This is a genomic window from Glycomyces sp. MUSA5-2 (genome assembly GCF_037034145.1).
GTDB lineage: Bacteria > Actinomycetota > Actinomycetes > Mycobacteriales > Micromonosporaceae > Glycomyces > Glycomyces artemisiae.
The window spans coordinates 12766-25071 of sequence record NZ_JBAGKG010000006.1 but is presented as its reverse complement, the minus strand read 5'-3'; the positions used below and the strand labels follow the sequence as shown (position 1 = coordinate 25071).

The following is a 12306-nucleotide window of genomic DNA, read 5'->3' as shown; positions in this document are numbered from 1 at the left end:
CTCCCCTGGCAGGAACGCGAAATCGGTCCGCGCGCCCATGCGCGCGGGGCGATCCGGCTCATAGACTGGGCGCGTCCCTGACCCGCGATCCCCATTGGAGGGGAGCCCCATGATCTCCGCGAAGGGTCTGTACAAGCGGTACCGGAAGACGGTCGCCGTAGACCACCTCTCATTCGACGTCCGCCCCGGCGTCGTCACCGGATTCCTCGGACCCAACGGGTCCGGGAAGTCCACGACCATGCGCCTCATGCTCGGCCTCGACCACGGCGAGGGCGAGACCCTCTTCGACGGGCAGCGGTTCGGCACGATCCGCCGCCCCATGAACGAGGTCGGCGCGCTCCTTGAGGCGAAGCCGTTCCACCCCACCAGGTCCGCCCGCAACCACTTGCGGATGCTCGCCGCCGGGAACCGGATCGCCGACTCCCGCGTCGACGAGGTGATGGAGTTCGTCGGCCTCGGCGACGTCAAGCGCAAGAAGCCGAAGGGCTACTCGCTGGGCATGGCGCAGCGCCTCGGCCTCGCGCAGGCGCTCCTCGGCGACCCGCGGACGCTGCTGCTCGACGAGCCGACGAACGGCCTCGACCCGCACGGCATCCACTGGATGCGCGACGTCCTCAAGACCCTCGCGTCGGAGGGCCGCACCATCTTCGTCTCCAGCCACCTCCTGTCGGAGATGCAGCTGATGGCCGACGAGCTCGTCGTCATCGGCCGCGGCACGATGATCTTCAACGGCGACGTCGACACGTTCGTCCGCGAGTTCACCCAGTCGCAGGTCGTCGTCCGCGGCCCCGACACGGCCTCCCTCGCCGAGGCGCTGAAAGCCGAAGGGGCCGAAGTGGTCCCGGAGGCCGACGCGCTGGTCGTCTCCGGCCTGGAGATCGGGAAGGTCGGGCACCTGGCCTTCACGTCGGGCGTCGAGCTGCACGAGCTGTCGACGCGCCGGGCCTCCCTGGAGGAGGCGTTCATGTCCGCGACGGGCGCTTCGGAGCAGTTCGTCGCCCAGACCCCCGTCGCCGCCGCTGGAGGGAACCCCGATGCTTGACGCACTGCGCTTCGAGTGGAAGCGCCTGACGACGCTCCGCTCCACCTACTGGCTCATCGGCATGGGCCTGCTCGTGTCCACGGGCGTCGCCGTCCTCGTCGGCGTCGCGGCCCGCAACGAACCGGTGAGCACCGACATCATGTGGATCGCCCTCAACGGCGGGGCCGGGTTCGGGCTGCCGTTCCTGGCCGTGTTCATGGCGATCATCGGGATCTTCGCGTGCGGCCACGAGTACCGCCACGGCACGATCCAGCCGACCCTGACGTCCCTGCCGCAGCGCAACCGGCTCATCGTCGCGAAGCTCGCGGTGGTCCTGTCGACCACGCTGGTGGTGACGCTCGTGTCGATGGCGATCAACCTCGCCGTGGTCTACACGGTGTGGGGCGAGGCGCCCGGCCTGTTCGAGGACCCGCTCGGGACCTCGCTCATCGGGTACGTCGTCTACATGCTCCTGTACGTCCTCGTCGGCTTCGGTCTGGGCCTGCTGTTCCGCGGCGTCCCTTCGGCTTTGGTCGTCATCTTCCTGATGCCGCTCATCATCGAGAACATGATCGCGGGCCTGTCGACGATCCCCCAGCTCGACTGGCTCGTCCCCGTCGTCAAGTTCCTGCCGTTCTCCGACGGCGCCCGCCTCCTGGAGCTCTCGGCCCCCGACTTCGGCCCCGGAACCCCCGACTACGACCTGTTCTCCCGCTGGACCGCCGGAGGCGTCTTCGCCCTCTTCGCCGCCCTCATCCTCGCCTCGGCGTGGACCCTCTTCAAGAAACGCGACGCATAGACACGAACGAGGTGCGGCCCGTGGCATCCGCCACGGGCCGCGCCTCGTTACCGCTGAGTTGTCGGACCCCCGAGCAAGGGTTGTTGTCCGGGGGCCCGAAATCCCCGAAACCCCCGCTGCTTTGGTTGCCCTCTTACTGCTGCGCCGCTTCGAGTTCGCGGCGCACGAGGTCCGCGGTCTCGATCGAGTTGAGGGCGGCGCCCTTCATGAGGTTGTCGGCGACGACGAAGAACTCCAGGGAGTTCGGGAAGTCGATCGACTGCCGGATGCGCCCGACCTGCGTGCCCTCCCGGCCGACCGAGTCGATCGGCATGGGGAACACCATGTTCTCCGGGTCGTCCACCAGGTCCACGCCCTCGGCGGCCGCGAGCACCCGGTGCGCCTCGGCCACGGTGACCTCGCGCTCGAACGTCGCGTGCACGACCTGCGAGTGCCCGACCGCGACCGGCACGCGCACGCACGTCGACGCGACCTTCAGGTCCGGCAGGCCCAGGATCTTGCGGGACTCGTTGCGGACCTTCAGCTCCTCGCTCGTCCACCCGTCCTCGCGCCACCCGCCGACCTTCGGCACCACGTTGAGCGCCAGCGGCGCCCCGAACGGCGCGTTGAACTCCTCGCCGAGCACCAGCCGCAGGTCGTTCCCGGCCGTGCCGGCGCCGTCGGCGCCGCCGACCTTCTGGAGCTGCGCGTACAGCGCCTCCAGCCCTTCCTTGCCCGAACCGGACGCGGCCTGGTACGACGCCACCGACATCGACACCAGCCCGAACTCCGCGTTCAGCGCGGCGAGCGTCGGGATCAGCGCCAGGGTCGTGCAGTTCGCGTTCGCGATGATCCCCTTCGGACGGTTCGCGGCGTCGCCGGGGTTCGCCTCCCGGCACACCAGCGGCACCTCGGGGTCCATCCGGAAGTACGCCGACTTGTCGATGACGACGACGCCCTTCGCGGCCGCCACCGGCACCCACTCCGCCGACACGTCGTCGGGCAGGTCGAAGTGCGCGATGTCGATCCCGTCGAACACGTCGGGGCCGATCGCCTGCACCGTCAGCAGCTCGTCGCCGACCTCCAGCTGCTTCCCGGCCGACCGCGCCGACGCGATGAGGCGCACCTCGCCCCAGTTGCCGCGCTCCTTCGCGATGAGGCGGCGCATGATCGACCCGACGACGCCCGTGGCGCCGACGATCGCGACGTTCAGCTTGCGCGCCATGCCTACCGCCCCGTCCCCGCGTACACGACGGCCGCCTCGTCGCCGCCGAGGTCGAACTTGTCGTGCACGGCGCGTACGGCCGCGGCCAGGTCCGTGTCCCGGCACACGACCGAGATCCGGATCTCCGACGTCGAGATGATCTCGATGTTCACACCTGCGTCAGCGAGCGCCTGGCAGAAGTTCGCCGTCACGCCCGGGTGCGACCGCATCCCCGCGCCGATCAGCGACACCTTCCCGATGTTCTCGTCGTAGATGAGCTTCTCGAACCCGATGGCGCCCTGGTGCTTCTTCAGCGCCTCCGTGGCCTTCGGCCCCGACTCCTTCGGGAGCGTGAACGAGATGTCGGTGTGGCCGTTGGCGGCGGTCGACACGTTCTGCACGATCATGTCGATGTCGATCTCGGCGTCGGCGATCACCTGGAAGATCGACGCCGCCGCGCCCGGCTTGTCGGGCACGCGGGTCACGGTGATCTTCGCTTCGGAGTCGTCATGCGCGACGCCGCTGATGAGTGCTTGCTCCACGGGAAGCTCCTCCATGTAACCCGACACGATCGTGCCGGTCTTGGTCGAGTACGACGAACGGACGTGCAGCGGGAGCCCGTACCGGCGGGCGTACTCCACTGACCGCAGGTGCAGGATCTTCGCGCCCGAGGCGGCCATCTCCAGCATCTCCTCGAACGTGATCGCGTCGAGCTTCTTCGCGTTCGGGACGATCCGCGGGTCGGCGGAGTACACCCCGTCGACGTCCGAGTAGATCTCGCACACGTCCGCTTCGAGCGCCGCGGCGAGGGCGACCGCGGTCGTGTCCGAGCCGCCGCGGCCGAGCGTCGTGATGTCCTTCGTGTCCTGGCTGACGCCCTGGAACCCGGCGACGATCGTGATGAACCCCTCGTCGAGCGAGGAGCGGATCCGCCCCGGCGTGACGTCGATGATCCGGGCCACGCCGTGCGCGGCCGTCGTGATCATGCCCGCCTGCGAACCGGTGAACGACCGGGCCTGGAAGCCCAGGTTGTTGATCGCCATCGCCAGCAGCGCCATGGAGATCCGCTCGCCGGCGGTCAGCAGCATGTCGAGCTCGCGGGGCTCGGGCACCGGCGACACCTGGGCGGCGAGGTCGAGCAGTTCGTCCGTGGTGTCCCCCATGGCGGAGACGACGACGACCACGTCGTCCCCCCGCTTTCGCGTCGCGACCACTCGCTCGGCGACGCGCTTGACGCGCTCGGCATTCTCGACCGATGAACCGCCGTACTTCTGCACGACTAGCGCCACGGGTTTCACCTCACTCGCTCATGTCTCGCGTGACATCCTCGGCGCCCCCGGAGGGGCGGCCATGCCACCTTAGCTGTGCGTATCGGTGTGTCGCCAGGTCGTTCCGGGTGCCGGGACAGAGAATCGGCCGGTGGGAACGAGATGGACGAAGCGGACAGTGGCGGCGCTCACGGCGGCGGCGGTGATCGCGGCAGCCGGGTGCGGCACCGCGACCGCCGAACCCGAACCGCAGGAGGCGCCGCCCCGGCACAGCGCCCAGGCGACCCTCATCGGGCGCGTCACCAGGGCGCTCGACGCGTCCTTCACCGCCGAATACGCCTGGTCGGAGGGCGGCACGGTCACCATGTGGGCCGCCGAGGACGGCACCTGGCGCGTCGACGTCCCCGACTGGGCCCTCGGCGGCACCGTCGACGTGACCGTCGCCTGGACCACCGGCGGGTTCTTCCAATGCGCCGCCGGCCGGTGCGTCAAGCTCGCCGGGATCACCGGCGAGATCCCCCGCACCTACGACCCCCGCGTGCAGCGGCCCTTCATCGAATGGCTCCCGCTGCTCCTCGACCGCCACCTCCCCTTCTCCGTCTCGCAAGAAGGCGACTGCTTCACCCTCACCCCGAACACCGTCGTCGTCGACACCCCCATCCCCGGCGGCGAATGGTGCCTCGACCAGGACGGCACGATCCTCTCCGTCGAGAGCAGCGAGTTCGGCACCCTCGAACTCGACGGCGAACCCGCCGACGCCGCCGCCACCGTCGAGCTCCCCGGCGACATCGTCGAAGAGGAACCCTTGAGCGCCAAGGCGCCCGAAGCACCCACCCCCACCCCCGACCCGTCCGCGACCCCCTCTGGAAGCCCCTCAGGGACCCCGACCGCGGACCCCTCAGCCACGCCGTCCGCGCCGCGCAGTCCGTCCCCCGATGAGGCGACCCGACAGTAAGGAAAGCGACAGGACGTGCCGTTTCGACTGCTGAGCGTGGCACCATGAACGATGGCGACCACGCCGACCGGCCCGGCCCGGCGGCCCCGCCAGGGGCACCCGCGGCGGGCTCCGCTGCAACCGAAGGACCGCGCATGAACGCACCCACCGACCGCCACGCGACCACGGCGGTCCCCATCCACCCGCTCCTCGCCACCCGCCACTCCACCCGCGCCCTCGCCCCCGACACCGACCTGACCGACGCCCAGGTCGCCGCCCTCCTCGAAGCCGCCCGCTGGGCCCCCAGCGCCGGCAACACCCAGCCGTGGCGGTTCCTCCTCGCCAGGCGCGGCACCGGCGAGTTCAAACGCGTCCTCGACTGCCTCAACCCCGGCAACCGCGACTGGGCCGGCCACGCCTCCGCGCTCCTCGTCGCCGTCCGCACCGACGCGAACGCGAAGGGCCCGCTGTCCCACGCGATGTACGACCTCGGGCAAGCCATGGCGCATCTCACGTTCCAGGCGCTCGCCGAGGGGCTCACGGTCCGCCAGATGGGCGGCTTCGACGCCGCGGCGCTGGCCTCGGAGTTCGACCTGGAGGCGCCGCTGGTGCCGACCACGGTCGCGGCGATCGGCCTCGCCGGGGACCCGGCGGACCTGCCGGAGTCGGTGGCGGGCCCGGACCGCAAGCGCCGCGAGCGGCTGCCGGTGGAGGACCTGCTCCTCAACCCGTAGGCGGCCGTCCCGCCGCGCCCGGCGGCCGGGGGGCCGCGTCACGCGGACGCGCCGCGCCGTCCCACGATCCGGGCGCCGGTGTCGACCGGCGCCGGTTCCGCGGTGTACGCTCACGTCGTCATGCGGTATTCGATGCTCCTTATCTGCCGCGGCGGGGCCAACTAGGTCGGCCTCCTCGCCGCGGGTTCTCGCATGCCGGCTGGATCAGTCCAAGGCTCAAGACAACCAGCGTCATTCTTCAGGAGCATTCCCGTGACTTCCACGTCTTCTTCCGCGCCGTTCGCCGAACGCGTGAAGCGCTACCAGCCGTACCACTCCCAGTTCAAGGTCGCCCTCCCCGACCGCACCTGGCCCGACAAGACGGTCGACACGTCCCCGATCTGGTGCGCGGTGGACCTGCGCGACGGCAACCAGGCCCTCATCGACCCGATGACGCCCGACCGCAAGAAGAAGATGTTCCAGCTGCTGGTAGCCATGGGCTACAAGGAGATCGAGGTCGGCTTCCCCTCCGCTTCGCAGACCGACTTCGACTTCGTGCGCCAGCTGATCGAGCAGGACCTCATCCCCGACGACGTCACCATCCAGGTCCTGACCCAGTGCCGCGAGCACCTGATCGACCGGACCTTCGAGAGCCTGCGCGGCGCGAAGCAGGCGATCGTCCACTTCTACAACTCGACGTCGGTGCTCCAGCGGCGCGTCGTCTTCGGCCTGGACCGCGACGGCATCACCGACATCGCCACGCAGGGCGCGCGGATGTGCCTGAAGTACCAGGAGATCCACACCCCCGACACGGCGATCCGCTACGAGTACTCCCCCGAGTCGTACACCGGCACCGAGCTGGACTACGCGGTCGAGGTGTGCGCGAAGGTCGCCGAGGTCATCCAGCCGACCCCCGACTGGCCGCTGATCGTGAACCTGCCCGCCACCGTCGAGATGGCCACCCCCAACGTCTACGCGGACTCCATCGAGTGGATGCACCGCAACCTCCCGAACCGCGAGTCCCTGATCCTGTCGGTCCACCCCCACAACGACCGCGGCACCGGCGTCGCCGCCGCCGAGCTGGCCGTGCAGGCCGGCGCGGACCGCGTCGAGGGCTGCCTGTTCGGCAACGGCGAGCGCACCGGCAACGTGTGCCTGGTGACCCTGGGCATGAACCTGTTCAGCCAGGGCGTCGACCCCGGCATCGACTTCTCCAACATCGACGAGATCAAGCGCGCCGTCGAGTACTGCAACCAGCTGCCCGTCCACGAGCGGCATCCGTATGCGGGCGACCTCGTGTACACGGCGTTCTCCGGCTCCCACCAGGACGCCATCAAGAAGGGCTTCGCGCACCTGGAGGCCGACGCGGACGCCGCGGGCGTCGCGATCGACGACTTCACGTGGGGCGTCCCGTACCTGCCGATCGACCCGAAGGACGTGGGCCGCACGTACGAGGCGGTCATCCGCGTCAACTCGCAGTCCGGGAAGGGCGGCGTCGCGTACGTCATGCAGAGCGAGTACGGCTTCGACCTGCCGCGCCGCATGCAGATCGAGTTCAGCCAGGCGATCCAGCGGGCCACCGACGCGTCCGGCAAGGAGATCTCCACCGAGGAGATCCACGAGGTGTTCCGCAGCGAGTACCACCCGGACTACCAGCCGCGCACACGCCTGGTCGTGGAGGACCACGACACCTCCTACGCGGACGAGAAGCTGAACCTCGACGCCACGATCGTCCTGGACGGCGTGGAGCAGAAGATCTCCGGCACCGGCAACGGCCCGCTCTCGGCGTTCACCGACGCCCTGTCGACCGTGGGCGTCCACGTCGAGGTCCTCGACTACGCCGAGCACGCCCTGTCCGCCGGGCAGCACGCCCAGGCGGCCTCCTATGTCGAGTGCGCCATCGACGGCCGCACCGTCTGGGGCGCGGGCGTCCACCCGAACATCGTCCTCGCCACCATGCGCGCGGTCGCCAGCGCCTACAACCGCGCCTGAGGCTCCGCCGGGCCCTCGGCCCGGCGAGGTCGCGAACGGACCGCGAACCGGTCCCCGTTGAGCTGCACCCGGGACGCCCCACAGGCCGTCCCGCCCGTACCGCGCGCCCGAACCAGGGAGGCCGGACCCGGACAAGCCACAAGCCGACCGGACGAGCACCACGAACGCAGCAGCGACCGAACCGCTAAGAGCCCGCCGGGGCGGGCCGCATCGCGGCCCGCCCCGGCGCTGTACCCGAAGATATCCACAGGCCTGTGGATAAGGGCCCGATGACCAGCGGAACCATCACCCTCCACAAAGTTATCCACAAGTAGCTTCTTCACATTCGACACTTGGCAACCCCACCTGTTGTAGTAGATAGCAAAAACGCCATCCGGTATCGGCGGGATGGCGGCGACAGAGGGGGAATTCGCGAACGTCGCCATACCGAGACCGGGCGCGGGACACCACCCGCGAGCCGGCCCCCGCCGGAACCGCACTCCGCGGAGCACACCGCGGGCGGCCGACCACACCAGGTCGGCCGCCCGCAACAACTGCACAAGGGAATCCCGGATCACACATCGACCTCCAGCCGCACCGTCACGGTGTCGCCCTCGTCGACGCCCCCGGCCCGCTTCCGGATATCGGCCTTCAGCGGCACGATGTACCCGCCGTCCTTGGGCCACAACGAGGTCTCCCAGGTGACTTCGCCGATCGCGGCCGTCACCGGGACCATGCCCCACCCGTAGCTGACCACCGCCGACGCGGCCGCCAACTCCCGGCACCCGTCCTCGGGCACCGACACGAAGAACCAGGGCGCGGGCCCGCGCCAATGCCAGATCTCGCCGCTGAACTCCAGCTCCATGCCCCGAGCATACGAACCCGCCCCGACACCGGAGCCCAGATGGGGGCCGGGTCGACCCGTCAAGCCGGGCGGGCCGACCGGGGCCGGGCCGGGCGCGGCCCGGGACATGCCCCGTGGGTGCCGGGGCGGCCCGGGCCCGTGAGGCGGGCGGGGTCAGCCCGGGAGGCTGGTGCCGAGGAGGCGGGCTCCCGTGGTGGTGCCGGGACGGAAGGGGTCGCCGGGGGCGAGGACGAGGTAGGCGCCGGGGCCCAGGTGGTGGTCGACGACGGTGATCTCGCCGAAGAGGACGTAGTAGGCGCGGGCGAGGCCCGGGTGGAGGTCGGATTCGGGCCATTCGATGCCGGGCACGAGGTCGTAGAGCCAGCCGTCGGAGCGGCCCGCGCCGGGGAGGTGGCGGCGGATGACGCCCGGGGCGACCTCGACGGGTTTGACCGCGTCGACTTGGACGGCCTGGATGTCGGTGCGCGCCTTGCTCATGGTCCCGTTCATGGGTCGAGTCTGCCCGGGCGCGGACGGTCGCGACAGTGACAGGATCGTCATCTTGGGGTACTTTCATGCCATGGAGCTTCACCGGGTCGTCGCGCTCGTCCGGCCGCCGCAGGCCGAGTTCGAGCTGGCCAGCGCCGCCGAGGTGTTCGGGCTGGACCGGCCGCATCTGCCGAGCCGGTATGCGTTCACGGTGTGCACGGAGCGGCCGGGGATCGTGCCGACGAAGGCGGGCGGGTGCGCGCTCGCGGTGACCGAGGGCCTGGAGGCGCTGGAAAGGGCCGACACCGTGCTCGTCCCGGCGTGGGCGGGGAAGGATTCGGAGGCGAGTCCGGCAGTGCTGGAGGCGGTGCGGGCGGCGCATGCGCGCGGGGCCAGGATGGTCGCGATCTGCACCGGGGCGTTCCTGCTCGCGGAGGCCGGGCTGCTGGAAGGCCGCCGGGCGACGACGCACTGGCGGTACGCGGACGAGCTGGCCGCGCGGTATCCGGGCGTCGAGGTGGATTGCGATGCGCTGTACGTGGACTTGGGCGACATCGCGACGAGCGCGGGGACGGCGGCGGGGATCGACCTGTGCCTGCACCTGGTGCGGCGCGATCACGGCGCCGGGCTGGCGGGGCGGATCGCCCGGCACATGGTGATGCCGCCGCACCGCGAGGGCGGGCAGCGGCAGTACGCGGTCGGGGCGGCCGGGGAGCCGTCGGAGTCGCTTGGGGCCGTGCTGGAATGGGCGGCGGAGCGGTTGCATGAGCCGCTGGCCGTTGAGGATCTGGCGGAGCGGGGCCGGGTGTCGGTGCGGACGCTCGCGCGGCGGTTCGACGAGCAGCTGGGCGTCAGTCCCGGCAAGTGGCTGCTGTCGCAGCGGATCTCGGCCGCGCAGGCGCTGCTGGAGGACACGGACCTGCCGATCGAGGCCATCGCGGTCCGGGTCGGCTTGTCGTCGGCGCTCAACCTGCGCAGGCGGTTCCGGGACCGGCTCGGCACGACGCCCGCGGCGTACCGGCGGGCGTTCGGCAGGACCGCCAGCGGGGCTGCGGCCGGGGGCTGAGCCGTTCGGCGTCCCGAACTGTCGCCTGCGTCTGGTACAACCGAACGATGCCGAACCCTCGCGACCCCATGAGCGCCTTCCGCACCGCGTTCAAACGCAGCGGTGTCGAGCGGCCCACCTTCCCGCTCTCCGTGCACGTCCTGCTCATGGTCGTCCTGGCGTCGGCGCTCCTGTCCGGTCTACTGTGGCTGTTCACCAGCGACCAGACGTCTCCGCTCAGCCCGGACCCCGACGACCGCACCACCCTTGAGGTCATCCGCCTGTCCCTCTATGCGATCGCGGGCGTCGGCGGCGTCATCGCCCTCACCGTCTCCTACCGGAAGCAGCGGATCACGGAGGCCACGGAGGTCCGCGAGGCCACGAAGCTGTTCAACGAGCGCTTCGCCTCGGCCGCGGACCAGCTCTCCTCAGACCACGCCGCGAACCGGCTCGCCGGGGTGTACGCGATGGCCGCGCTCGCCGACGACTGGGACGCGGGGCGCCAGACCTGCATCAACGTCCTCTGCGCGTACGTGCGGATGCCGTACGAGACGCCGCCGTTCCGCCACGAGCGCGAAGCGCTCAACGACCCGCCGCGGTTCCGGGCGGTCCTGGAGGAGCGGCTCATCCGCCACACCGTCATCAACGTCGTCGGCGGCCGCCTGCGCCGCGAGCCTGTGCCGGGGCGCACCTGGCACGAGCACGACTTCGACTTCACTGGAACGAATCTCGACGGCGGGAACCTCAACGACGCCCTGTTCCTCGGCCGCGTCTCCTTCGCGTTCGGGCGGTTCACGGCGGGCACCATCGACTTCTCCCGCGTCCGCTTCGAGGGCCCGGTGGACTTCACGCGGGCGCGGTTCCTCGGCGCCCGGCTGCGGTTCACGGAGACGCTGTTCGCGGGCCCGGTCCTGTTGTCGGAGATGACGATCGCGGCGGGTCTCCTCGACTTCAGCTCTGCGCACTTCGCCCGCGACGTGGCGTTCGACGGCACCGCGTTCACCGGCGGCCAGGTCCATTTCACGAAGACGATCTGCGCTTCCCCGGCGGTCGGCGTGGCGCCGCTGCTGGACTTCAACGGCGCCAGCTTCACCGGCACGTCGGTCATCTTCGACCGGCCGCAGATCGACGCCGCGACCCTCGACTTCTCCCGCGTCGCCGACTGGTCCCACCCGCCGGTGTTCAACCTCGCCGACGAGCGCGACGCCGTCCGCCTCCCCGAAACCGAGGACCGGTGACCCGCACGACCCCGCCGCGGCCCCACGACCTCCTCGCGCTCTTCCCGCAGCTCGATGCACAGGCGCGCAACGCGATCCGCCTCCATCCCCGTCACGGTGAGCCGACCGCGGCGGAGAGTTCCGTCGGCGGGCCGCTCCTGTGGCCCTCCGATGAGCCCTGGCCGGTGTGCGGGCTGGAGCACGAGGACCTGTTCGACGAGCCCTTCCCTGAATCGGTCCAGGGCGAGCGCGTGCCCGAGGCGCTGATCCCGGTGGCGCAGCTGTACTACCGGGACGTGCCGGGTCTGCCCTGGCCGGACCGGTACGACCTCCTCCAGGTCCTGTGGTGCCCGCGCGACCACCCCGAGGGCGAGGCGCCGTACAACCCGGAGTTCCAGGTGCGTCGGCGCACGGCCGGTTCGGTGGCGTCGCCGCTTGCGGCTGCGCCGGTTCCGCTGACCTGCAACGAGAACTACGTGCCGGAGCGGTGCGTCCTGCACCCGGAGGCGATCACCGAGTATCCGCACCGCGACGCCCAGGCCCCGGGCTGGAAGGCCCTCGGGCACGGCGGCGTCTGGGGCATCGTCGACCCGTTCCCGGTGGCGTGCGACTGCGGCGTGTTGCAGCTGCCGCTGCTCACCGCCGGGTCGGGCGAGTTCGACGGCGGCACCGGGAGCTGGCAGCCCGTCGAGGAAGCAGGCACCGGCTGGGAGTTCGCCGACCCGGTCGGGGTGACCATCGGCCGCGGGTACACGCTGCAGCTCTACTACTGCCCCGCAAGCGAAGACCACCCGAACCGGGCCGTGATGTTCTGAGCGGCAG

At 70.8% G+C, this 12306-nt stretch carries 12 protein-coding genes; 8 read left to right on the top strand and 4 right to left on the bottom strand.

The genetic code is table 11. The features are described from left to right. Positions 1-109 precede the first annotated feature (109 nt). A complete protein-coding gene (locus tag WA640_RS19070; RefSeq protein ID WP_335989692.1) occupies positions 110-1042 on the top strand; it encodes an ATP-binding cassette domain-containing protein in 933 nt (310 codons plus the stop codon). Further along, positions 1035-1820: a hypothetical protein gene (locus WA640_RS19065; RefSeq protein WP_335989691.1), complete on the top strand. Its 786-nt coding sequence runs from the start codon at positions 1035-1037 to the stop codon at positions 1818-1820. Before WA640_RS19070 ends, WA640_RS19065 begins: the two co-directional genes overlap by 8 nt. 133 nt (positions 1821-1953) lie before the next feature. On the opposite strand, the gene WA640_RS19060 is transcribed toward WA640_RS19065, so the two are convergent. Then, a complete protein-coding gene (locus WA640_RS19060) occupies positions 1954-3024 on the bottom strand; it encodes an aspartate-semialdehyde dehydrogenase (RefSeq protein ID WP_335989690.1) in 1071 nt (356 codons plus the stop codon). A 2-nt stretch (positions 3025-3026) separates the two neighbouring features. Next, positions 3027-4292, bottom strand: coding sequence for an aspartate kinase (locus tag WA640_RS19055; protein ID WP_335989688.1), 1266 nt, complete (start codon positions 4290-4292; stop codon positions 3027-3029). 130 nt (positions 4293-4422) lie between these two features. On the opposite strand from WA640_RS19055, the gene WA640_RS19050 reads away from it, so the two are divergent. The 3 genes from WA640_RS19050 (at position 4423) to leuA (ending at position 7910) form a co-directional block, all read left to right on the top strand. Beyond that, entirely contained in the window at positions 4423-5226 is an 804-nt protein-coding gene (locus WA640_RS19050) for a hypothetical protein (RefSeq protein WP_335989686.1), read from the top strand. A 134-nt stretch (positions 5227-5360) separates the two neighbouring features. After that, the gene (locus WA640_RS19045) at positions 5361-5939 is read left to right on the top strand and encodes a nitroreductase family protein (RefSeq protein ID WP_335989685.1); all 579 of its coding nucleotides are present in this window, start codon (positions 5361-5363) and stop codon (positions 5937-5939) included. A 246-nt stretch (positions 5940-6185) separates the two neighbouring features. Beyond that, entirely contained in the window at positions 6186-7910 is a 1725-nt protein-coding gene (leuA, locus tag WA640_RS19040) for a 2-isopropylmalate synthase (RefSeq protein ID WP_442904791.1), read from the top strand. Between the two features lie 553 nt (positions 7911-8463). Here leuA and WA640_RS19035 read toward each other — a convergent pair. Both WA640_RS19035 and WA640_RS19030 read right to left on the bottom strand, forming a co-directional pair. Next, entirely contained in the window at positions 8464-8754 is a 291-nt protein-coding gene (locus tag WA640_RS19035) for a DUF1905 domain-containing protein (protein WP_106363238.1), read from the bottom strand. 153 nt (positions 8755-8907) lie between these two features. Next, positions 8908-9243, bottom strand: a complete 336-nt coding sequence (locus WA640_RS19030) for a hypothetical protein (RefSeq protein WP_335989680.1) — start codon at positions 9241-9243, stop codon at positions 8908-8910. A 70-nt stretch (positions 9244-9313) separates the two neighbouring features. On the opposite strand from WA640_RS19030, the gene WA640_RS19025 reads away from it, so the two are divergent. Genes WA640_RS19025 through WA640_RS19015 form a run of 3 tightly spaced genes read left to right on the top strand, consistent with a single transcriptional unit; the run spans position 9314 to position 12299 of the window. Beyond that, positions 9314-10288 carry a GlxA family transcriptional regulator gene (locus WA640_RS19025; RefSeq protein WP_335989678.1) on the top strand — a complete coding sequence of 325 codons (975 nt, stop codon included), beginning with the start codon at positions 9314-9316 and terminating at the stop codon, positions 10286-10288. 47 nt (positions 10289-10335) lie between these two features. Then, entirely contained in the window at positions 10336-11505 is a 1170-nt protein-coding gene (locus WA640_RS19020) for a pentapeptide repeat-containing protein (RefSeq protein ID WP_335989676.1), read from the top strand. Next, a complete protein-coding gene (locus WA640_RS19015) occupies positions 11502-12299 on the top strand; it encodes a hypothetical protein (RefSeq protein WP_335989674.1) in 798 nt (265 codons plus the stop codon). The genes WA640_RS19020 and WA640_RS19015 overlap by 4 nt, the downstream gene beginning before the upstream one ends. Positions 12300-12306: the final 7 nt, after the last annotated feature.